The organism is Kitasatospora dryopteridis, from assembly GCF_050749075.1.
Lineage (GTDB): Bacteria > Actinomycetota > Actinomycetes > Streptomycetales > Streptomycetaceae > Kitasatospora.
The window spans coordinates 5,099,234-5,121,511 of the sequence record NZ_CP192749.1 but is presented as its reverse complement, the minus strand read 5'-3'; the positions used below and the strand labels follow the sequence as shown (position 1 = coordinate 5,121,511).

The 22,278-nt window shown below is 73.0% G+C and carries 18 protein-coding genes; 11 read left to right on the top strand and 7 right to left on the bottom strand.

From position 1 onward, the window contains the following. Window positions 1-31: 31 nt before the first annotated feature. From ACQ614_RS23310 to ACQ614_RS23300, 3 genes are all read right to left on the bottom strand, one after another. Complete coding sequence (locus ACQ614_RS23310; protein ID WP_431680584.1) at window positions 32-1,717, bottom strand: acyl-CoA mutase large subunit family protein; 1,686 nt, start codon at window positions 1,715-1,717, stop codon at window positions 32-34. A 189-nt stretch (window positions 1,718-1,906) separates the two neighbouring features. After that, on the bottom strand, window positions 1,907-2,239 hold the full coding sequence (locus tag ACQ614_RS23305) for a DUF3817 domain-containing protein (protein WP_363495209.1): 333 nt from the start codon (window positions 2,237-2,239) through the stop codon (window positions 1,907-1,909). A 65-nt stretch (window positions 2,240-2,304) separates the two neighbouring features. After that, a complete protein-coding gene (locus ACQ614_RS23300) occupies window positions 2,305-2,832 on the bottom strand; it encodes a MarR family winged helix-turn-helix transcriptional regulator (RefSeq protein ID WP_431680583.1) in 528 nt (175 codons plus the stop codon). Between the two features lie 482 nt (window positions 2,833-3,314). On the opposite strand from ACQ614_RS23300, the gene ACQ614_RS23295 reads away from it, so the two are divergent. Both ACQ614_RS23295 and ACQ614_RS23290 read left to right on the top strand, forming a co-directional pair. Next, the gene (locus ACQ614_RS23295) at window positions 3,315-4,952 is read left to right on the top strand and encodes a M4 family metallopeptidase (protein WP_431680581.1); all 1,638 of its coding nucleotides are present in this window, start codon (window positions 3,315-3,317) and stop codon (window positions 4,950-4,952) included. A gap of 346 nt (window positions 4,953-5,298) precedes the next feature. Next, the gene (locus ACQ614_RS23290; RefSeq protein WP_431680580.1) at window positions 5,299-6,915 is read left to right on the top strand and encodes a M4 family metallopeptidase; all 1,617 of its coding nucleotides are present in this window, start codon (window positions 5,299-5,301) and stop codon (window positions 6,913-6,915) included. 78 nt (window positions 6,916-6,993) lie between these two features. On the opposite strand, the gene ACQ614_RS23285 is transcribed toward ACQ614_RS23290, so the two are convergent. Continuing rightward, window positions 6,994-7,314: a DUF3817 domain-containing protein gene (locus ACQ614_RS23285; protein ID WP_363495197.1), complete on the bottom strand. Its 321-nt coding sequence runs from the start codon at window positions 7,312-7,314 to the stop codon at window positions 6,994-6,996. A 172-nt stretch (window positions 7,315-7,486) separates the two neighbouring features. Here ACQ614_RS23285 and ACQ614_RS23280 point away from each other — a divergent pair, with 172 nt between their 5' ends. The 5 genes from ACQ614_RS23280 (at window position 7,487) to ACQ614_RS23260 (ending at window position 11,304) form a co-directional block, all read left to right on the top strand. Further along, window positions 7,487-8,278: a DUF2127 domain-containing protein gene (locus ACQ614_RS23280; protein WP_431680578.1), complete on the top strand. Its 792-nt coding sequence runs from the start codon at window positions 7,487-7,489 to the stop codon at window positions 8,276-8,278. Between the two features lie 93 nt (window positions 8,279-8,371). After that, the gene (locus ACQ614_RS23275; protein ID WP_431680577.1) at window positions 8,372-9,010 is read left to right on the top strand and encodes an AIM24 family protein; all 639 of its coding nucleotides are present in this window, start codon (window positions 8,372-8,374) and stop codon (window positions 9,008-9,010) included. Then, window positions 9,010-9,660 (top strand): AIM24 family protein, encoded by a 651-nt coding sequence (locus ACQ614_RS23270; RefSeq protein WP_363495188.1) that lies wholly within the window; start codon window positions 9,010-9,012, stop codon window positions 9,658-9,660. The genes ACQ614_RS23275 and ACQ614_RS23270 overlap by 1 nt, the downstream gene beginning before the upstream one ends. Window positions 9,661-9,947: 287 nt before the next feature. Next, window positions 9,948-10,718, top strand: coding sequence for an AIM24 family protein (locus ACQ614_RS23265; RefSeq protein ID WP_431684001.1), 771 nt, complete (start codon window positions 9,948-9,950; stop codon window positions 10,716-10,718). Window positions 10,719-10,788: 70 nt separating this feature from the next. Then, the gene (locus ACQ614_RS23260) at window positions 10,789-11,304 is read left to right on the top strand and encodes a MarR family winged helix-turn-helix transcriptional regulator (protein ID WP_431680576.1); all 516 of its coding nucleotides are present in this window, start codon (window positions 10,789-10,791) and stop codon (window positions 11,302-11,304) included. Window positions 11,305-11,345: 41 nt separating this feature from the next. Here the strand turns inward: ACQ614_RS23260 and meaB are convergent, their stop codons facing one another. Both meaB and ACQ614_RS23250 read right to left on the bottom strand, forming a co-directional pair. Then, window positions 11,346-12,308, bottom strand: coding sequence for a methylmalonyl Co-A mutase-associated GTPase MeaB (meaB, locus tag ACQ614_RS23255; RefSeq protein WP_431680575.1), 963 nt, complete (start codon window positions 12,306-12,308; stop codon window positions 11,346-11,348). An 83-nt stretch (window positions 12,309-12,391) separates the two neighbouring features. Then, window positions 12,392-13,570, bottom strand: coding sequence for an acetyl-CoA C-acetyltransferase (locus tag ACQ614_RS23250; protein ID WP_431684000.1), 1,179 nt, complete (start codon window positions 13,568-13,570; stop codon window positions 12,392-12,394). Between the two features lie 286 nt (window positions 13,571-13,856). On the opposite strand from ACQ614_RS23250, the gene mce reads away from it, so the two are divergent. From mce to ACQ614_RS23230, 4 genes are all read left to right on the top strand, one after another. Next, window positions 13,857-14,288, top strand: a complete 432-nt coding sequence (gene mce, locus ACQ614_RS23245) for a methylmalonyl-CoA epimerase (protein WP_363495235.1) — start codon at window positions 13,857-13,859, stop codon at window positions 14,286-14,288. A gap of 456 nt (window positions 14,289-14,744) precedes the next feature. Further along, window positions 14,745-18,854, top strand: a complete 4,110-nt coding sequence (locus tag ACQ614_RS23240) for a hypothetical protein (RefSeq protein ID WP_431680574.1) — start codon at window positions 14,745-14,747, stop codon at window positions 18,852-18,854. A gap of 107 nt (window positions 18,855-18,961) precedes the next feature. Further along, the gene (locus tag ACQ614_RS23235) at window positions 18,962-19,888 is read left to right on the top strand and encodes a cellulose-binding protein (RefSeq protein WP_363495173.1); all 927 of its coding nucleotides are present in this window, start codon (window positions 18,962-18,964) and stop codon (window positions 19,886-19,888) included. A 126-nt stretch (window positions 19,889-20,014) separates the two neighbouring features. Further along, entirely contained in the window at window positions 20,015-21,310 is a 1,296-nt protein-coding gene (locus ACQ614_RS23230; protein ID WP_431680573.1) for an esterase-like activity of phytase family protein, read from the top strand. A 145-nt stretch (window positions 21,311-21,455) separates the two neighbouring features. On the opposite strand, the gene ACQ614_RS23225 is transcribed toward ACQ614_RS23230, so the two are convergent. Continuing rightward, window positions 21,456-22,247, bottom strand: a complete 792-nt coding sequence (locus tag ACQ614_RS23225) for an alpha/beta fold hydrolase (protein ID WP_431680572.1) — start codon at window positions 22,245-22,247, stop codon at window positions 21,456-21,458. Window positions 22,248-22,278 lie beyond the last annotated feature (31 nt).

Here is a 22,278-nt window from a genome sequence, read left to right as displayed (position 1 = left end):
CCGACCACAGGGGGCGCGGGGGCTTCTTCGGCTAGAAAGCCGCAGGTTCGCGGTAGACGCCCCACTCGGTGCGGAGGGTGTTGCAGATCTCGCCCAGGGTGGCTTCGGCACGGACGGCCCGCAGCATCGGCGGAATCATGTTCGCGCCGGACCGCGCGGCGGCCAGCACGGCGGCCAGGCCGGCCCCGACCGCGGCGTCGTCCCGGGCCGCCCTGCGGGCGCGGAGCACGCGCACCTGCTCCCGCTCGACCTCGTGGCCGACCCGGAGGATCTCCAGCTCCGGGGTCACGGACTTCGGGTGGCAGTTGACGCCGACGACCCGCTTGTCGCCCTCCTCCAGGGACTGCTGGTACCGGAAGGCGGCCTCGGCGATCTCGCCGGTGAAGAAGCCCTCCTCGATGCCCCGCAGGATGCCGGAGGTCATCGGGCCGATCGTGTGGTCGGCCGAGCCCCTGTCCAGGATGTGCCGGAAGATCTCCTCGGCCTGCGCCTCGATCCGGTCGGTGAGCGCCTCCACGTACCAGGAGCCGCCGAGCGGGTCGGCGACGTTCGCGACGCCGGTCTCCTCCATCAGGACCTGCTGGGTCCGCAGGGCGATCTCGGCGGCCTGCTCCGAGGGCAGCGCCAGGGTCTCGTCCAGGGCGTTGGTGTGCAGCGAGTTGGTGCCGCCGAGGACGGCGGACAGCGCCTCGACGGCGGTGCGCACCACGTTGTTGTACGGCTGCTGCGCGGTGAGCGAGACGCCGGCGGTCTGGGTGTGGAAGCGCAGCCACTGGGCCCGGTCGGTCCGGGCGCCGTACCGCTCGCGCATCCAGCGGGCCCAGATCCGGCGGGCGGCGCGGAACTTGGCGATCTCCTCGAAGAAGTCGAGGTGGGCGTCGAAGAAGAAGGAGAGGCCGGGCGCGAAGGCGTCGACGTCGAGGCCGCGGGAGAGGCCGAGTTCGACGTAGGCGAAGCCGTCGGCGAGGGTGTAGGCGAGCTCCTGGGCGGCCGTGGCCCCGGCCTCGCGGATGTGGTAGCCGGAGACGGAGAGCGGCTTGTAGGCGGGGACGCCCTGCGCGCAGTACTCCATGAGGTCGCCGATCAGGCGCAGGTGCGGCTCGGGGGCGAAGAGCCACTCCTTCTGCGCGATGTACTCCTTGAAGATGTCGGTCTGCAGGGTGCCGTTGAGGACGGCCGGGTCGACGCCCTGGCGCTCGGCGGCGACGAGGTACATGCAGAAGATCGGGACGGCCGGGCCGCTGATCGTCATGGAGGTGGTGACGCCGCCGAGCGGGATGCCGTCGAAGAGGACGTCCATGTCCGCGGCGGAGTCGACGGCGACGCCGCAGTGGCCGACCTCGCCGAGCGACTTGGCGTCGTCGGAGTCGTAGCCCATGAGGGTGGGCATGTCGAAGGCCACCGAGAGGCCGCCGCCGCCGACCCCCAGGATCATCCGGTAGCGCTCGTTGGTCTGCCGGGCGTTGCCGAAGCCGGCGAACTGCCGGACGGTCCAGGTGCGGCCCCGGTAGCCGGTGGGGTGCAGGCCGCGGGTGTAGGGGTACTCGCCGGGCCACCCGATGCGTTCGAAGCCCTCGTAGGGCTGTCCGGCGGGCGGGCCGTAGACCGGCTCCACCCCGTCGCCGGACAGGGTGGTGAAGTCGGCGTCGCGTTTGCGGGCCCTGTCGTACCGCTGCTGCCAGCGCAGGCGGCCGGCCTCGATCTCCTCGGCGTCCATCGGCTGCGGGCTCCACTCCGTGCGGCCGCCGCGGTCGGGCCGGCGGCTCTGCCAGGGTGCCCACCAATTTACTCGGACGTCCTACTATCCGTCGACGGCGCGCCGCCGGACCCTCCCGGTTCGGCCCCGGGAACGCAGAAAGCCCCTCCCCGGGCGGGGAGGGGCTCGTCGCAGAGGCGGACGGAGGAATCAGGCGGAGACCGGCTCCGGGGTCTCGATCAGCGGGGCGACGTCGCGGGAGACGCGGCGCTCCACGAAGAACACGGCGGTCGGGATCGTGCCGGCCAGCAGCACCCAGGCCAGCTTGCCCATCGGCCACTTCGCCTTGGTGCCCAGGTCGAAGGCGAGCACCAGGTAGACCACGTAGAGCCAGCCGTGCGCGATGCCGACGGCGCTGGTGAAGCCGCTCGCCCCCGAGATGTCCAGCACGTACTTGGCGATCACGCCCACGGTCAGCAGGATCAGCAGGACGCCGGTGATGTAGGCCAGCGCCCGGTATCGGGTCAGCACGCTCTGCTTCATACCGACGAGGGTAACCGCAGGCAACGGCGGCTCCGGCCGCACCCCCGCCGGACGCACCGGCCGGGTCAGGCGCCGCCGCCCTCCGCGGGCGGGGAGAAGTCGCCGGCCGCCACCCGGAGCGGGCGGAGCAGCTCGAAGACCTGGTGGCACTGGTCGGCGTCGTAGCCCTCCAGGCCGAAGTCGACGGCCATCAGTTCGCGGGTGGCCTGCTCGACCACGTCGCGGCCGCGGTCGGTGATCGCGGCGAGGACGCCGCGGCCGTCGGCGGGGTTGGGGCGGCGGGCGACCAGCCCGTCCCGCTCCAGGCGGTCGACGGTGTTGGTGACGCTCGTCGGGTGCACCATGAGCCGCTCGCCGATCTTGGAGAGCGGCAGTTGGCCGGTCCGGCTGAAGGTGAGCAGCACCAGGGCCTCGTAGCGGGCGAAGGTGAGGCCGTACGGCTTCACCACGGCGTCCACCCGGGACAGCAGGATCTGGTGGGCGCGCATCACCGAGGTGATCGCCGCCATGGACGGGACGCCGCCCCAGCGGCGGGTCCAGAGCTCGTCCGCACGGGCGATCGGGTCGAAGTCGAGGGCGAGGGGCTTGGGCACACCCCCACCGTACCGGCGCGCCGGGAACGGGGTAGCAGGTGTCCACGATGGTGGACAAGGGCACCTTCTGGCGGGATCACGCCAAGCGTTTTCTGGTCCGTACCAGGGCTTTCGCGGCCCGAAATGTCGCCGCAACAATCAAGCTGACGGCCGTAGTTGACGCTGAAAGGCCGTCATTTCGGCTTCGTGCGTGCGAAAACGACCGATCGGACGGGCGATTTACACCAATAGCGAGCTTTGAGGTGCGGAGTCCGGATGGCGAGTGGTGGCCAACTCCCGGCACAGACCTGTCATTTCACGATCTCCATTGTCATGCTTCTGGCCAGCTTCGTTCGACCCGCCGAGCCCCCACCCCTCCGGCGGATGTCACAGACCGCACGAAGCAGCACGTCCGCGCCCGTTCCGCCCCAGCAGGCACTAACCCCGGTGCCCCGGGACGCGGCGCCACCGCGCACACGCGGTTGATCGGAAGGAACCCGTACGTGAAGCGAAAGCTGGCACTCGGAGCCGCCCTCTCTGCGTCGGCGGTCCTCGCCGGCGCCATCCAGGTCAGCGCCCAGGCCGCCCCGGCCCCGGCCGCCCAGGCCGCGCCCGGCGAGCAGCGCGCCGCCCTCATCGCACAGGCCGGCACCGAGGCTCCGTCCGCGGCCCGCACCCTCGGCCTCGGCGGCCAGGAGTCCCTGGTCGTCAAGGACGCCGTGGTCGACGCCGACGGCACCCGCCACGTGCGCTACGAGCGCACCTTCGCCGGCCTGCCGGTGCTCGGCGGCGACCTGGTCGTCCACCAGGACGCCAAGGGCTCGGTCAAGTCCGTCGACCGGGCCGTGAAGGGCTCGATCGCCCCCGCCTCGCTCACCCCGAAGCTCTCCGCCGGCCAGGCCGCCGCCAAGGCGCACGGCGCCGTCGCGGCCACCGTCGGCGTCGCCAAGGACGCCGACGAGCCGGCGCTCGCCTCGGTCGCCGCCCCGGCCAACGGCCGGCTGGTCGTCTGGGCCGCCTCGGGCACCCCCCGCCTCGCCTACCAGACCACCGTCGAGGGCATGCGCGCGGACGGCACCCCGTCCCGCCAGCTGCTGGTCACCGACGCCTCCACCGGTGCGGTGCTCTCCACCCACGAGCAGGTGCAGACCGCCAACGCGGCCGGCACCGGCAAGGGCGTGTTCGTCGGCTCCGTGGCGCTGACCACCAACTACACGGGCTCGACGTACCAGCTGAAGGACGCCACCCGCGGCGGCCAGTACACGACCACGCTGAACAACAAGACCAACGGCGCCGGCACCCTGCTGACCGACGCGGACAACGCCTGGGGCACCGGCCTGGTCTCCAGCAGCCAGTCCGCCGCCGTGGACGCCCAGTACGGCGCCGCCGCCACCTGGGACTTCTACAAGAACACCTTCAACCGCCTCGGCATCAAGAACAACGGTGTCGGCGCCTACAGCCGCGTCCACTACGGCCGGAACTACGTCAACGCGTTCTGGGACGACTCCTGCTTCTGCATGACGTACGGCGACGGTGCGAGCAACACCCACCCGCTGACCGAGCTGGACGTGGCCGGCCACGAGATGAGCCACGGCGTCACCGCCAACACCGCCGGCCTGAACTACTCGGGCGAGTCCGGCGGCCTCAACGAGGCCACCAGCGACATCTTCGGCACCGGCGTGGAGTTCTACGCCAACCTCGCCTCCGACAAGCCGGACTACCTCATCGGCGAGCTCATCAACATCAACGGCGACGGCACCCCGCTGCGCTACATGGACAAGCCCTCCAAGGACGGCGGCTCGGCCGACTACTGGTCCTCCTCGGTCGGCTCCCTGGACGTGCACTACTCGTCCGGCGTCGGCAACCACTTCTTCTACCTGCTGGCCGAGGGCAGCGGCGCGAAGACCATCAACGGCGTCAGCTACAACTCGCCGACCTACAACGGCTCCACCGTCACCGGCATCGGCCGCGACAAGGCCCTGCAGGTCTGGTACCGGGCGCTGAGCGTCTACATGACCTCGACCACCAACTACAAGGGCGCGCGCACCGCGACCCTGAACGCGGCCGCGGACCTCTACGGCAGCGCCTCCCCCGAGTACGCCCAGGTTGCCGCTGCCTGGGCCGCGGTGAACGTCAGCTGACGCACCGCGGGCGATGAACGCAGCAGCCGGGCCCTCCGGAGGGGAGGCCCGGCTGCTGTCCGTTCCGGCCGTGCGCCGCCCGGTGCCGGGCGGCGCACGGGGGGCAGGTGCACGGAAGGCGGCAGAAATACGCCAACTCTTGTCGCAGACCTGTCATTTGACGACCGATCTTGTCATGCTTCCTTCCAGCTTCGTACGGCCCGGCCGGCCACCCCAACCGGTCCGGTGCCGCATGACCGCACGGAGCAGCACGTCAGCGCTCGTTCCGCCCCAGTCGGCGCCGGACCCGGTGCCCCGGAGCGAGGCGCGACCGCGCACACGCGGTTGATCCGGAAGGAACCCGTACGTGAAGCGAAAGCTTGCCATCGGCGCCGTCCTCTCCAGCTCTGCCCTGCTGGCCGGCGCGATCCAGGTCGCCGCCGGCACCGCCCAGGCCTCGCCCGCCCCCGTCGCCGCGCAGCAGCGGGCCGCCCTGATCGCCCAGGCCGGCGCCGAGGCCCCCGCCACCGCCCGCGCCCTCGGCCTCGCCGGCCAGGAGCAGCTGGTCGCCACGGACGCGATCGTGGACGCGGACGGCACCCGCCACCTGCGCTTCGACCGCACCTTCGCCGGGCTGCCGGTGATCGGCGGCGACGTCGTCGTCCACCGGGACGCCAAGGGTGCCGTGAAGTCCGTGGACCGCGCGGTGCAGGGCTCGGTCGCACCCGCCTCGCTCGCCCCGAAGCTCTCCGCCGGCCAGGCCGCCGCCAAGGCGCACGACGCCGTCGCGGCCACCGTCGGCACCGCCCCGGACGCCGACGAGCCGGCGCTGACCTCGGTCGGCGCGGCCTCCGGCGCCGAGCTGGTGGTGTGGGCCGCCTCGGGCGCGCCCCGCCTGGCCCACCGGACGACCGTCGAGGGCATGCGCGCGGACGGCACCCCGAGCAGCCGACTGGTCGTCACCGACGCCGCGACCGGTGCGGTGCTCTCCTCGGAGGAGCAGATCCGCACCTCCAACGCGACCGGCAGCGGCAAGGGCGTCTACGTCGGCTCGGTCACGCTGACCACCAACTACACCGGTTCCACGTACCAGTTGAAGGACAACACGCGCGGCGGGCAGTACACCGTCGACAAGAACGGGACGCTCTACACGGACGCCGACAACGTGTGGGGCAACGGCAGCGCCTCCAACGGGCAGTCCGCGGCGGTGGACGCCCAGTACGGCGCGGCGGCCACCTGGGACTTCTACAAGAACACCTTCGGCCGCAACGGCATCAAGAACAACGGCGTCGGCGCCTACAGCAAGGTCCACTACGGCAACAACTACGTCAACGCGTTCTGGAGCGACAGCTGCTTCTGCATGACGTACGGCGACGGCTCCGGCAACACCCACCCGCTGACCGCGATCGACGTGGCCGGCCACGAGATGACCCACGGCGTCACCTCCAACACCGCGCGGCTCAACTACTCGGGCGAGTCCGGCGGCCTCAACGAGGCCACCAGCGACATCTTCGGCACCATGGTCGAGTTCTACGCCAACCTGTCGGTGGACACCCCGGACTACCTGATCGGCGAGCGGCTGAACCTGAACGGCAACGGCACCCCGCTGCGCTACATGGACAAGCCCTCCAAGGACGGCGCCTCGGCGGACTACTGGTCCTCCACGGTCGGCAACAAGGACGTCCACTACTCGTCCGGCGTCGCCAACCACTTCTTCTACCTGCTGGCCGAGGGCAGCGGCGCGAAGACCATCAACGGCGTCAGCTACAACTCGCCGACCTCCAACGGCTCGACGGTCACCGGCATCGGCCGGGCCAAGGCGGCGCAGATCTGGTACCGGGCGCTGACCGTCTACATGACCTCGACCACCAACTACAAGGGCGCCCGCACCGCGACGCTCAACGCGGCCAAGGACCTCTACGGCAGCACCTCCACCGAGTACAGCCGGGTGGCGGCGGCGTGGAGCGCGGTCAACGTCAACTGACCCGCCCCGCACGCGCGACGGCCGGGCTCCCCTCGCGGGGGGCCCGGCCGTCGGGTTTCCGGCCGTGTTCCGGGGAGGTCAGGCCGCGGCGGCGGCCGCCGGCACCTCGCCGCGCTCCTCCTTGGCGAGCATCCGCTCGGCGAAGAAGCCGCCGGTCGGCAGCACCGAGAGGACGAACAGCACGATGCCGCGCTTGGCGTCCCAGCGCTGCTGCTGCCAGGCCAGGGCGAGGAAGACCACGTACAGCACGAACAGGCCGCCGTGGATCGCGCCCATCACCGGCACCGCGTTGAACTCGGTGGTCCGCTTGAGCACCGAGCAGACGAGCAGCAGCAGGAAGGACAGGCCCTCCGGGCCGGACACGAGTCGCAGGCGGTGGACGGCAGGGCTGGTCTTCACGGGTCACCTCGGGGGGAATCGGCGAGTGAGCTCGTGAACGCGATCACAAGCCTCGTTCATTATCACCGACCGAACACCCGCGCCGTGGCCGGGGTGGCCGGTGCCACGGCGGGCGGCCCTATCCTGCTGCGGCACGGCCCGGCGTCCGGGCCGACCGACCACGGGGGTGGACATGTTCCGCATCGACTGGAACCGCCGGACCTGCTCGCGGCGCGGGCACATCACCTACGCGCCCGACGAGACCGACCTGCGCGACCGCCTGCACGCGCACACCGCGCTCGGCGACGCCTGGCGCTGCCTGCGCTGCGGGGACTTCGCGCTCGGCACGCCGCACGGCTCCGGCCCGGCCGACGAGGCTCCGCTGGTGCCCCGCGGCAAGGCCCTGAGGGACCTCTTCATCCTGCGCTTCCTCGCCGTCGAGCGGGCGCTGCGCGGCCTGCTGATCCTGGTGGTCGCCTGGGGCGTGTGGAAGTTCTCGAACAGCCAGGACGCGGTGCGCCGGATCTTCGACGAGAACCTCTCCGTCTTCCGCCCGGTCACCGAGCACTTCCACTGGGACCTGGAGCACTCGCCGATCGTCGACACCATCCGCAGGACCTTCGAGTACAAGCACAGCACGCTGCTGATCGTGGCCGGCGCGCTGGTGCTGTACGCGCTGGTCGAGATCGTCGAGGCGGCCGGCCTGTGGGTGGGCGCCCGCTGGGCCGAGTACCTGACGGTGGTGGCGACGGCGGCCTTCCTGCCGCTGGAGGTGTACGAGCTCACCGAGCACGTCAGCGCCCTGAAGATCGGCACGCTGGTGCTGAACGTCCTCGCGGTGCTGTGGATCATGCTGTCCAAGCGGCTGTTCGGCCTGCGCGGGGGCGTGGCCGCCTTCGAGGCGGAGAAGCACTCGGCCTCGCTGCTGGAGGTGGAGCTCGCCGCGGGCACCGCGCCCGGGCAGCACCCGGCCCCGGCCCTCTGACCCGGCCGTCTGACCCGGTGTGATTTGTCGCAGGTCGGTACCAGAGGCCCGCGCCCTCTCCCGGGTGCGGGCCTCTGCCGCTACATTCGCCCGGTGGCACAGTTTCGACTCCAGGGCTCCAAGGTGCTCGCCGTAGACATGGCGGGCGATTCGGTGAAGGCCCGTAACGGCACCATGGTGGCCTACACGGGCCAGATGAACTTCAAGAAGATGTCCGGCGGCGGTGACGGCCTGCGGGGCATGGTCACGCGTCGGCTGACGGGTGAGCAGATGGAGGTCATGGAGGTGAAGGGGCAGGGCACCTGCTACTTCGCCGACCGGGCCACCGAGGTCAACCTGGTGCGGCTGAACGGCGAGACGCTCTACGTCGAGTCGGAAAACCTGCTCTGCACCGAGGCGACCCTGCACACCGGCACCAGCTTCACCGGCCTCAACGGCATGGCGTCCGGCAACGGCCTGTTCACCACCAAGGTCGAGGGCCACGGCTGGGCCGCGCTCACCTCCAAGGGTCCGGCGATCATCCTGCGGGTCTCCCAGGGCATGCCGCTGCGGGTCGACCCTGGCGCGTACGTGGCGCACACCGGGAACCTCAGCCGCAACCTCAAGTCGGGCGCCGGCTGGACGACGATCATCGGCGAGGGCGGCGGCGAGGCCATGCAGGTCGAGTTCTCCGGCGAGGGCCTGGTCTACGTGCAGCCGTCCGAGAAGATGACCTTCGGGGGCGACGTCTGATGCCGTTCACCAAGATCAACAACAAGATGGTCGAGGCGAAGATCATGCCCGGCCAGCGGGTCTTCAGCCAGCGCGGCTCGATGCTCGCCTACACCGGCGAGGTCAGCTTCACGCCCAACGTGATGGGCGGCCAGGGCGGCGTCATGTCGATGATCGGACGCCGGGTGGCCAACGAGGACACCCCGCTGATGACCGTCGAGGGCCAGGGCAGCGTGATGTTCGGCCACGGCGGCCACAACATCCACGTCATCGAGCTCACCGGCGACGCGCTGTTCGTCGAGGCGGACCGGCTGCTCGCCTTCGACGGCACCCTGCAGCAGTCCACCATGTTCATGGGCCAGCAGGGCGGCGTGATGGGCATGGTCCGCGGTCAGGTGACCGGCCAGGGCCTGTTCACCACCCAGCTGACCGGGCAGGGCTCGGTCGCGGTGATGGCCCACGGCGGCGTCATCGAGCTGCCGATCGGCCCCGGCCAGCCGGTGCACGTCGACCCGCAGGCGTACGTGGCCCACCGCGGCCAGGTGACCAACAAGCTGTCCACCGCCCTGGGCTGGCGCGACATGATCGGCCGCGGCTCCGGCGAGGCCTTCCAGCTGGAGCTGTCCGGGCACGGTGTGGTCTACGTGCAGGCGAGCGAGGAGAAGCTCTGATGTCCTACCCGCCTCAGCAGCCCTACGGGCAGCCGTACGGCCAGCCCCAGCCCGGCCAGCCCTACCAGCAGCCTGGCTACCCGCCGCCCGGCCAGCCCTACCCGCCGCAGGGACAGCCGTACCCGCCGCAGGGGCAGCCGCAGCCCGGCTACCAGCAGGCCTACCAGCCGACCCAGGCCGGCCAGCCGTACCCGCCGCAGGGCCAGCCCTACCCGGCCCCGCCGCAGGGCAACTTCGGCGCACCGCTGCCGCAGAACGGCGGCGAGGGCCCGGTCGTGCACGACGCCATGAGCCTGCCGGCCAACGACAACGTCAACCCCTACGCCTTCTCGGTCGACCTCAACGGCGCCTACTACCTGCAGAAGGGCAAGATGATCGCCTACTACGGCGACATGCGCTTCTCGGGCATCGGACGCGGCGTCATCGACCAGATGCTGGAGCGGAACTTCAACTCCCCGCTGCACGCGTCCGACTGGGTCGTCGCCGAGGGCCGCGGCAAGCTGCTGCTCGCCGACCGGGCCTTCGACCTCAACTCGTACGACCTGGAGGAGGGCAACCTCACCGTCCGCTCCGGCAACCTGCTGGCCTTCGAGCCCACCCTGAAGCTCAAGCAGTCGATCATCCCGGGCTTCCTGACCCTGATCGGCACCGGCAAGTTCGTGGCCGCCTCCAACGGCCCCGTCCACTTCGTCGAGCCGCCCATCCGGGTGGACCCGCAGGCCCTCGTCGGCTGGGCCGACTGCCCTGCGCCCTGCCACCACTACGATCACGGCTACATGCACGGCCTGATCGGCGGCCTGCGGCACCTGACCGGGCTCGGCGGCGCCTCCGGCGAGGAGCACCAGTTCGAGTTCATCGGGGCCGGCCAGGTCCTGCTGCAGTCGACCGAGACCCTGATGGCCGAGCGCTCGGTCGGCGTGGTGCACGCCGAGGCCGGCGTCCCCGGCAGCGGGGTGCCGCACCAGCCGGGCGTGCACGGCGGCGGGCAGCAGCTGCCCAACGTCAACATCCCGGGCCTGGGCAACCTCGGCGACCTCGGCCGGAGGTTCGGCCTCTGAACCGGTGAGCGCCGTGCGGCTGGATTCGTAAACTTGTACAACATTTAACAAGCACGGCTATGCTTGGGGCATGGACACGCACGTCACCGACGCCCCCGCCGTCTCCTCCTCGGCCACCGCGGAGGAGACGCCGTGGCTGAGCACCCGCGAGCAGCAGTTCTGGCGAGCCCACCTGGAGGTGAGCAAGCTGCTCGAGTACCAGCTCAGCCGCGAACTCCAGCCGCACAACCTCGCCATCAACGACTACGAGATCCTCGTGGTCCTCTCCGAGGCGCCCGAGCGCCGGATGCGGATGACCGACCTCGCGACCGCCACCCTGCAGTCGAAGAGCCGGCTCTCGCACCAGATCACCCGCATGGAGGGCGCCGGGCTGGTGCTGCGGCAGGAGTGCCCCGGTGACCGCCGCGGCCTCTTCGCCCACCTCACCGACCAGGGCTGGGAGACGCTCCAGAAGGTCGCGCCGGACCACGTCCGCAGTGTCCGCTCCCACTTCGTCGACCGCTTCACCCCCGAGCAGATCGACGCCCTCTACGAGGCCCTCGCCCCGGTCGCCGACCACCTGAGAGCCCTCCGCGGGCGCGCCTGAACCAGCCCCTCCGGGGCGGAACGGACAGGGCGACTTGCCCGCTACTCGCTGCTCTCGGTGAGGCCGGCGACGAGGCGGTCGGCGGCGCCGTAGGGGTCGAGTTCGCCGGCGGCGACCCGGGCGGCGAGGCCGGCGAGGTGGCGGTCGCCGCGGAGGTCGCCGATCCGGGCGCGGAGGGCGGCGAGTGCGATCGCCTCGATCTCCTCCGCGGCGCGCCGGGTCCGCCGGGCCTGCAGCTCCCCCGTCTCGGCCAGCCAGGTGCGGTGCTTCTCCAGGGCCTCGACGACCTCGTCCACGCCCTCGCCGCGGGCGGCGACGGTCTTGACGATGGGCGGCCGCCAGTCCCCAGGCTCGCGGGCCTCGCCGAGGCCGAGCATGTGGTTGAGCTCGCGGGCGGTGGCGTCGGCGCCGTCCCGGTCGGCCTTGTTGACGACGAAGACGTCGCCGATCTCGAGGATGCCGGCCTTGGCGGCCTGGATGCCGTCGCCCATGCCGGGGGCGAGCAGGACGACGGTGGTGTCGGCCTGGGCGGCGACCTCGACCTCGGACTGGCCGACGCCGACGGTCTCCACGAAGATCACGTCGCAGCCGGCGCCGTCCAGCACCCGCAGGGCCTGCGGTGCGGTCCAGGAGAGCCCGCCGAGGTGGCCCCGGGTGGCCATGGAGCGGATGAACACCTCGGGGTCGGTGGCGTGGTCCTGCATCCGGACGCGGTCGCCGAGCAGGGCGCCGCCGGAGAACGGCGAGGACGGGTCGACCGCGAGCACGCCGACGCGCTTGCCGAGCCGGCGGTACGCGGAGACCAGCGCGGAGGTCGAGGTGGACTTGCCGACGCCGGGCGAGCCGGTGAGGCCGACGGTGTACGCGTTGCCGGTGTGGGGGGCGAGGGCCGCCATGGCCTCACGGAGCTGGGGGGCGGCGTTCTCCACCAGCGAGATCAGCCGGGCCACGGCCCGCGGGCGTCCCGCACGGGCCTGCTCGACCAGCGTCGCCACATCGACCATGAAGGTTCTTCTCCTCGATCCGAAGCGGGGGCGCACCGCGTGGGTTCTCCACGCCGTGCGCCCCCGACGGTCACGCCGAAAGGTCAGCCCTGGGCGGGGACCTTGATGATCAGGGCGTCGCCCTGGCCGCCGCCGCCGCAGAGCGCGGCCGCGCCGGTGCCGCCGCCGCGGCGCTGGAGCTCGAGGGCCAGGTGGAGGACGAGGCGGGCGCCGGACATGCCGATCGGGTGGCCGAGGGCGATGGCGCCGCCGTTGACGTTGACCTTCTCGTCGGTGACGCCGAGGTCCTTCATGGACTGGTGGGCGACGGCGGCGAAGGCCTCGTTGATCTCGATCAGGTCGAGGTCGGCGACGGTCAGGCCGTCCTTGGCGAGGGCGTGGGCGATCGCGTTGGACGGCTGCGACTGCAGCGAGTTGTCCGGGCCGGCCACGTTGCCGTGGGCGCCGATCTCGGCGATCCAGGCGAGGCCCAGCTCCTCGGCCTTGGCCTTGCTCATCACGACGACGGCGGCGGCGCCGTCGGAGATCTGCGAGGCGGAGCCGGCGGTGATGGTGCCGTCCTTGGTGAAGGCCGGGCGCAGCTTGCCGAGGGTCTCGACGGTGGTCTCGCCGCGGATGCCCTCGTCCTGGCTGAAGAGGACGGGCTCGCCGCGGCGCTGCGGGATCTCGACCGGGACGATCTCGGCGTCGAAGATGCCGTTCTTCTGGGCGGCGGCGGCGCGCTGGTGCGAGGCGGCGGCGATCGCGTCCTGCACGTCGCGGGCGATGCCGAGGCGGGTGTTGTGGTTCTCGGTGGACTCGCCCATCGGGATGTTCTCGTACGCGTCGGTGAGGCCGTCGTACGCCATGGCGTCGAGCATCTCGATCGCGCCGTACTTGAAGCCCTCGCGGGACTTCGGCAGCAGGTGCGGGGCGTTGGTCATGGACTCCTGGCCGCCGGCGACGACGACGTCGAACTCGCCGGCGCGGATCAGCTGGTCGGCGAGGGCGATGGCGTCCAGGCCGGAGAGGCAGACCTTGTTGATGGTCAGCGCCGGGACGCTCATCGGGATGCCGGCCTTGACGGCGGCCTGGCGGGCCGGGATCTGGCCTGCGCCGGCCTGCAGCACCTGGCCCATGATCACGTACTGGACCTGGTCGCCGGTGATGCCCGCGCGCTCCACGGCGGCCTTGATGGCGATACCGCCGAGGTCTGCACCGGAGAAGCCCTTGAGCGAGCCGAGCAGGCGGCCCATCGGGGTGCGTGCACCCGCGACGATCACAGAAGTAGTCATGAGACGAGCCCCTTCGCGCGTCAGGCATGAGGGTGGGGGGATGCGGCTCAATGTACTGACACGTAACCCGTGCGTCACCGGCGCAAGGGTGTGATCAGCGGCACTGTCACCCCCCAGTGAACACCGTGCCATCGGGGAGGCGTCGGATTCCGGCCGAAGTACGGCCGTCCCGGGGGCGTGTGAGCAGGCTCGCACCCTCGGTGGTGGCCAAGGCTCGGCCCGATGCGCTGCACTGGTGCCACCCTCGTCGACTCCCACCTTGGAGGCCACCGCCGTGCTGACCCGTATCGACCACATCGGCATCGCCTGCTTCGACCTCGACAAGACCGTCGAGTTCTACCGCGCGACGTACGGCTTCGAGGTCTTCCACAGCGAGGTCAACGAGGAGCAGGGCGTCCGCGAGGCCATGCTGAAGATCAACGACACCGGTGACGGCGGTGCGTCCTACCTGCAGCTGCTGGAGCCGACCCGCGAGGACTCGACGGTCGCCAAGTGGCTCGCCAAGAACGGCGAGGGCGTGCACCACATCGCGTTCGGCACCGCGGACGTGGACGGCGACGCCGCGGACATCCGCGCCAAGGGCGTCCGGGTGCTGTACGACGAGCCGCGGATCGGCTCGATGGGCTCGCGGATCACCTTCCTGCACCCCAAGGACTGCGGCGGTGTGCTGACCGAGCTGGTGACCTCGGCCGGCTCGGAGCACTGAGCCCGGACGGAAGCGGAGGGGGTCGTACCGCAACGGCCCCCTTCCCGACCCGCCGGTAACCTCGGAAAACCTCCACTCGGCCATTCCGCTGCAAGCCGGGCACACTACAATGCCCAAGTGCGCCGGAGCTCCGGGAAGGACCGGTCCGAGGGGCACGGCCGAAGGCGGGAACGGACGGGGCGACCCGACTGCTCCCACCGCAGGGGAGTCCATTGAGCGGGCACGGCTGAACAGTCGCAGGTCGGATCTGTCACCATTCTCCACTAGGCAAGAGTTCGCCCAGGAGTCCACTCGGACGGGGGAACGCGGCACGGCCGCGCACCACCGGCCCGGCGGACTCCGACCGCGGCAGGTGCCGCGGCTGCAAGGACCAGTCGGTCCGGCCCCCAGGACAGGGAGAGGGGCGCCGGCACGGCCGGGTCGAGGACGCGACCAGGAGATGGATGGGACCGCGGAGTGCGGGGCTACGACCGCTACGAGGTTGAGGATCACCTCTCCAAGTTCGAGGCCGAGATGGATCGGACTCGCAAAGAGCGTGACAAGACCATCCAGCATGCCGAGGACCTCGCCTATCAGGTGGAGGTGCTCCGGGCCAAGCTGCACGAGGCCCGGCGGCAGCTGGCTCAGCCGCGTGCCTTCGACTCCGTCTCGGGCCAGGCCGAGCAGCTGCTCCGCACCGCCGAGATGCAGGCCGAGCAGCTCCGCGCCGACGCCGAGCGCCAGCTGCGCGAGTCCCAGGCGGCCACCCAGCGCCTGATGGCCGAGGCCGCCGAGCGCACCGCCCGCCTGGAGTCCGAGTTCGCCGCCCGGCGCCACCAGCTGGAGGAGGAGCTCAACGAGTTCCGCCGCTCCGCCGAGCGCCACGTCAAGGAGAACGTCTCCTGGGCGGAGCAGACCCGGGCCGGCACCGAGCAGGAGGCCCAGCGCCTGCTCCAGGACGCCCGCATCGAGGCCGAGCGGATGATGGCCGCGGCCCGTGCCGAGGCCACCGCCCTCGCCGACCAGGCCCGCGCCCAGACCGCCGCCGACGTCGACGCCGCCCGCGGCGAGGCCCAGGCCGCCGCCGAGGCCGCCCTGCACCGCGCCCAGACCGACGCCGAGCGGCTGCTGCGCGCCGCCTCCGAGCAGGCCCAGCAGGCCAGCGCCCAGGCCGAGGAGCTCCGCGGCAGCGCCGCCAACGAGGCCCAGCAGCAGCTCGCCCAGGCGCACGCCGCCGCCGAGCGCCGCCTCGCCGCCGCCCAGGCCGAGATCGGCGAACTCAAGCGGCAGGCCCTGGAGGACCAGGAGCGCGCCGAGGCCGCCCTCGGCCGCGCCCAGGCCGAGATCGAACGGCTCCGCGCCGAGGCCCTCGCCGAGGCGGAGCGCGCCCGGCAGGAGGCCGCCGACCAGCTGGCCGCCGCCCGCGACGCCGCCGAGCGCCTGCAGACCGAGGCCGCGGCCGCGGCCTCGCAGCGGGTCGCCGACGGCGAGGCCGCCAGCGAGCAGCGCTCGCTCACCGCCAAGGCCGAGATCGCCAAGATGGTGGCAGCCGCCACCAAGGAGGCCGACCTCATCAAGGCCGCCGCCGCGACCGCCCAGGCCGAGGCCGACGCCGCCAAGGCGGCCGCCGCCGAGGAGAGCGAGCGGCTGCGCGCCACCGCCGAGTCCGTCGCCGCCGAGCTGAAGGCCGAGGCCGAGGCCGCCATCGCCGACCTGCGGGCCGAGGCCGAGGGCGAGGTCGCCGCGCTCCGCGCCGAGGCCGAGGCCGCCGCCCAGACGCTGCGCGTGGAGGCCGAGGAGCGCGGCCGCACCGACGGCGCGAAGGACGCCGCCGTCCACCTCGCCAAGGCCGCCCGCCGGGCCGAGGAGGTGCTCGCCCGGGCCACCCGGGACGCCGACACCACCCGCGAGGAGGCCGCCGCCGAGGCCGAGCGCGTCCGCACCGGCGCCGCCGCCGAGGCCGAGCGGCTGCGCGAGCAGGCGATGGCCGCGGTCGAGGAGGCCCAGAACGCCGCCCTCGACGACGCCGCCTCCATCCGCGAGCAGATGGAGCGGATGCACGAGGAGGCCGCCCGGCTGCGCGCCGAGGCGGAGGAGCTGCGCGCCCAGGCCGCGGCCGAGGCCGACCGGGTGCGCAGCGACGCCCGCCGCCAGGCGGTCGTGCAGATAGAGGAGTCGGCCAAGAGCGCCGAGGAACTGCTCACCCGCGCCAAGAAGGACGCGGACGAGCTGCGGGCCAGCGCCGCCAACGACACCGAGCGGCTGCGCGCCGAGGCCAAGGACCAGGCGCTCGCCACCCAGGGCCGCGCCGAGCAGACCCTCGCCCGCGCCCGGACGGAGGCCGAGAAGCTCCTCGACGCCGCCGACCAGCAGGCCCAGGACGCGCTTGCCGCCGCCCGGGCCACCGCGGCCGACCACCGCACCACCGCCGAGCGGGAGACCGCCGAGCTGCGCCGCGAGGCCGCCGAGGACGTCCGCCGGATGCGCGCCGACGCCGAGGAGGCCGCGCAGGCCCGGCAGGCCGAGGCCGAGGAGGCCGCGCAGGCCCGGCAGGCCGAGGCCGAGGAGGCCGCCGGGGCGGTCCGCGCCGAGGCCGCCGCCGACGCCGAGCGCGAGCGGGCGGAGGCCACCGCGGAGGCGGAGTCCGTCCGCGCCGGGGCCGAGGCCGCCGCCGAGGCGCTGCGGGAGGAGAGCCGCCGCGAGCGGGAGGCCGCCTCCGACGGCCTGCGCCGCGAGCAGCAGGAGACCGCCGAGCAGCTGGCCGCCGCCCGTGCCTCCCGGGAGGCCGCCGAGCGCGAGGCCGCCGAGCTCACCATCCGTACCGCGGCCGAGACGGCCGCCGTGCGGGACGCCGCCGAGGCCGAGGCCGGGCAGTTGCGCACCGAGGCCGCGGAGGCCCTCGCCGCCGCCCGCGAGCAGGCCGACACGCTGGCCGCGGACGCCGTCGAGCAGTTGGAGAAGGCCCGTACCGAGGCCGAGGAGACGCTCCGCAAGGCCCGCGACGAGGCCGGTGCGCTGACCGCGGGCGCCGAGGAGGAGGCCGCGGCCGTCCGCCAGTCGGTGGCCGGCCTGCACGAGGCCGCATCGAAGCAGATCGCCGAGCTGAAGGCCGCCGCCGAGCGCGACGCCGCCGAGGTCCGCGAGCTCGCCGACCGGGAGACCGCGGAACTGCGCGAGCGGATCGCCGCCGAGGTCGCCGCCGAGCGGGAGGCCGTCGCCGCGGAGATCGAGCGGCTGCGCGCCGAGGCCGCCGCCTTCGACACCGCCCTGCGCCGGGAGGCGGAGACCGAGCGGGCCGCCGCGAAGGAGTTCGCCGAGCAGCACCGTGCCGAGGCCGAGGCCGAGGTGCGCCGCACCCTCGCCGACGCCGAGGAGCGGGCCGGTGCCGCGGTCGCGGAGGCCGAGGAGTTCGCCGCGGCGCTGCGCACCGAGGCGGAGGAGTACGCCCTCGCCACCCGGAAGCTCGCGGACGACTACGACGCGTCCACCCGCAGCCGGGCCGACGCCTACGACATCGAACTCCGCGAGGCCGCCGAGCACTTCGACCGCGCCACCCGCGAGCAGGCCACCTCCGTGCTGGAGAAGGCCTTCACCGACGCCGAGCAGCTCGGCGAGGAGGCGCAGACCACCGCGCTGGCGACCACCGCGGCCGCCGAGGAGCAGGCCGACGCGATGGTGGCCGCGGCCCGCAAGGAGGCCGAGCGGCTGGTCGCGTCCGGCGAGGCCGCGGGCCAGGCCGAGGTCGAGAAGGCCCGGTCGGACGCGGACGCGCTGCTCTCCGAGGCCCGCCGGGACTCGACGGCGATCCGTGACCGTGCCCAGGAGCTGCGCGAGCGCACCGACGCCGAGATCGAGGCGCTGCACGAGCGGGCCCGCAAGGAGAACGCGCAGGCCATGAAGTCGGCCGGCGAGCGGGTGGACGCGCTGGTGACGGCCGCCCAGGAGCAGCTGACCGAGGCCGAGGACCAGGCGGTGGCCACCGTCGCGGAGGCGGAGGAGCGGGCGGCGAAGCTGGTCGCGGCCGCCGAGGAGCGGGCGTCCGAGCTCACCTCGGAGGCGTCCGCGGAGGCCAGCAAGGTCCGGATCGCGGCCGTCCGCAAGGCCGAGGGCCTGCTCAAGGGCGCCGAGCAGAAGCTCGCCGACTCCACCGACCGCGCCGAGCGGCTGATCGAGAAGGCCGAGGCCAAGCTCGCCTCCACCGAGGAGGAGGCCGACCGCAAGCTGGAGGAGGCCTCCGCCGAGGCCGAGAAGCGGCTGGCGAAGGCCGACGAGTCGGCGTCGGAGCAGCTGCGGCTGGCCGAGGAGGAGGCCGAGCGGGTGCTCGCCGAGGCCCGGGCCGAGGCCAAGCGGATCACCGACGAGGGCCGTCGGGAGCTGGACGAGCTGGTGCGCCGGCGCAAGGACATCAACACCGAGATCTCCAGGGTGCAGGACGTCCTCTCCGCGCTGGAGGCCTTCGAGGCGCCGTCGCCGGTGCAGCAGGCCAACGGGGGAAGCAGTGTCAAGAAGGACGGGCCCCGCGCCGGAGCCGGTGTGGGCGCCCAGCGGTCCGCGGGCAGCCGCCCCGGAAACCCGCCACCCGATTGAGCGGACATTGTCCGCGAAGCATCGGCATTTCGCCGATGACACACCGATAACGTGTCAGGATTCCCTCAACCATCTCAGCGGTCTGACGACAGGAAGCCCAACATCCCATGAGCGACAGTCACTCCCCCCACGGCTTCGACCTGGTGCGCCGTGGGTACGAGCGCGCCCAGGTCGACGAGCGGATCACCAAGCTGGTGGCCGACCGTGACAGCGCGCTGGCCCGCATCGGTGCGCTGGAGAAGCGCATCGAGGAGCTGCACCTGGAGACCCAGACCGCGCAGGCGGCGGTGACCGAGGCGGAGCCCTCGTACGCCGGCCTCGGCGCCCGGGTGGAGAAGATCCTCCGTCTCGCCGAGGAGGAGGCGAAGGACCTCCGCGACGAGGCGCACCGCGCCGCGGAGCAGCACCGCGAGCTGGCCGAGGCCGCCGCCCAGCAGGTCCGCACCGAGGCGGAGAACTACGCCAAGGACCGCAAGGCGAAGGCCGAGGACGAGGGCCTGCGGATCGTCGACAAGGCGAAGAGCGACGCGGCGCAGCTGCGGGCCGAGGCCAACAAGGACGCGCAGAACAAGCGCGAGGAGGCGGACGCCCTCTTCGAGGAGACCCGCACCAAGGCCGCGCAGGCCGCCCTGGAGTTCGAGACCAACCTGGCCAAGCGCCGCGAGCAGTCCGAGCGCGACCTGGCGGCCCGTCAGGCCAAGGCGGAGAAGCGCCTCGCCGAGATCGAGCACCGCGCCGAGCAGCTCCGCCTGGAGGCGGAGAAGCTGCGCACCGACGCCGAGCGCCGGGCCCGCCAGACGGTGGAGACCGCGCAGCGCCAGGCCGAGGACATCGTGGCCGACGCCAACGCCAAGGCCGACCGCGTCCGCAGCGAGTCCGAGCGCGAGCTGGCGGCGCTGACCAACCGCCGCGACTCGATCAACGCGCAGCTGACCAACGTGCGCGAGATGCTCGCCACGCTGACGGGTGCGGCCGTGGCCGCGGCCGGCTCGCCGTCCGACGACATGGGCCTGCCCGTCCAGCAGTCGCGCTGACGCACGTGCCGTGAGCCGGCCCCCGCCCCACCGGGCGGGGGCCGGTTCGCTGTTCACCGGCCGGTCGACGGACCGTCAGTCCGAATCCGAGCGCCCGTCGCCGCGGCCGCGGGAGGCTGATCGGCCATGCGACTCACCCGTACCGCCGTGCTCGCGGCGGCCGCCCTGGCCCTCACCGCCCCCGTCTGTGCCACCGCCACCGCGGCGGAGCCGCCCGTGCCGCGGCACGACGGCGCCTGGACGTACCGCTCCCCCGCCCCGATCGGCGGCGGGTTCGCGCTCGGCGGCTTCAGCGACCTCTTCCCCGCCGACTCCTCGGGCCGCGAGTTCTGGACGGTCACCGACCGCGGACCGAACGCGGACGCCCCGGCGGACACCGACAAGATCTTCCTGAAGCCGGACTTCACCCCGCAGGTCCTGCGCATCCGCCTCGCCCGCGACGGCGGCATCGAGGTCCTGCGCCGCATCCCGCTGCGCGTGCCGCACGGGCAGACCGACCCGGTCACCGGCACCCGTTTCCTGACCGGCCTGCCGCCCGCCGCGCTGACCGCCGAGCGCCCGGTGGACATCGCCGGCAAGGTGCTGCCGAACGACCCGTACGGGCTCGACGGCGAGGGCCTGGTGCGGCTGCCGGACGGCTCGTTCTGGATCAGCAGCGAGTACGGCTCCGGCCTGCTGCACTTCTCCGCGCGGGGCGTGCTGGACACCGTCCTGGTGCCGGCCGGTTCGGCGTACACGGCGCCCGGGGTGCGGGTGCTGCCGATCCTGCCCGCCGTGGAGGCCAAGCAGAAGAACAACAAGGGCCTGGAGGGCCTGACCGTCTCCGCCGACGGCCGCACGCTGTACGCGGCGCAGCAGACGCAGCTGTCCAACCCGGACTCCAGGGCGGCGAAGAAGTCACTGGTGCAGCGGGTGTTCCGGATCGACGTCTCGCGGACCCCGCGGGTGACCGGCGAGTTCGCCTACGCCCGGGAGGCGGACAGTGCGACCGACGGCGGCTGGTCGACCTCGGCGATCGCCTGGCTGGGCCGGGACCGGCTGCTGGTGGAGGAGCGGGACGCGGTACGGCCGACCGTCCACACCCGGCTGTTCGAGGTGGACTTCCGCTCGGCGACCGACCTGCACGGCACCCGCTGGGACGACCCGGCGACCGTGCCGGCGCTGGAGCTCGACCCGTCGGCGGTGGTGCCGGGGACCAAGCGGCTGGTGTTCGACGCGGCTGCGGCGGGCCTGGCCAACGGCAAGATCGAGGGGATCGCGGTGCGGCCGGCGCAGCGCGGTGCGGTGGAGCTGTTCCTGGTCGGGGACAACGACTTCGGCGTGGAGGCGGTGAAGGACGGCGCGGTGGTGCCGAACAACGCACCGGGCCGGGTCGACCGCTACACCCTGCCGGCGGGCACGGTCTCGCTGTCCCGCCGCTGAGCCTCGGCAGACCCCGGGCGGGTCGTCAGAGGCGATCGGGAACCACGTGAGGGGCGCGGGGAACTGTGCGAATCGGGAGAGACGGCGCCGCGCCTCCCGTCCCGCGCAGTTCCCCGCGCCCCCGTGGGGGGCGACCCCGCGCGGCTCAGCGGACGCGCTTGAGCAGGTCGCGGACGGCCGCGTTGAAGGTCTCCGGCGCCTCCAGTGAACTGAGGTGGCCGACTGCGGGGATGACGGTGAGTTCGGCGTCCGGCAGGGCCTCGGCCATCAGCCGGGCCTCGCCGAGCGGGGTGACGGCGTCCGCCTCGCCGACGATGACGGCGGCCGGGACGGTGACCTTGCGCAGCACGTCCAGGGAGTCGCCGCGGGCGGCCATTGCGCGCTGGGCCCAGGCGACGGCGTGCGGCGGGGCCTCGGCGATCATCGCCCGGACGTGGGCGACCAGCGACGGGTCGGTGGCGGGCCCGAGCAGGCCGTCCTCGATCTTCTCGTCGGCGAGGATCCGGACGCTCTCCCGGGCCTCGACGGCGCGGGCGATCCGCTCGCGGTTGGCGCGGGCCTGCTCGGTGTCGGGGGTGGCCTTGGTGTCGGCGAGCACCAGGCCCGAGAGCCGGTCGCGGTGGCGGCGGGCGAAGGCCATCGCCGCGTAGCCGCCCATGGAGAGGCCGCCGACGACGGCCTTCTCCAGCCCGGCGGCGTCCAGCAGCCGGGCGACGTCGTCGGCGACCGCGTCGAGCGAGGGCTCGTCCTCGCCGAGCGGGGCGGCGCCGAAGCCGCGCTGGTCGGGGACGATCACCCGGGCGGATTCGCCGGCCGGGCCGGGCAGCCGCTCCAGCTGGCAGGCCCACATCCGGGCGGAGAGCGGGAAGGCGTGCAGCAGGACGATCGGGGTCCCGGTGCCGTTCTCTTGCGCGGCCGGCGCGCTGGGGAGGCTCATGCAGCCACCGTATTGCGGCTCGCCGAGGGGG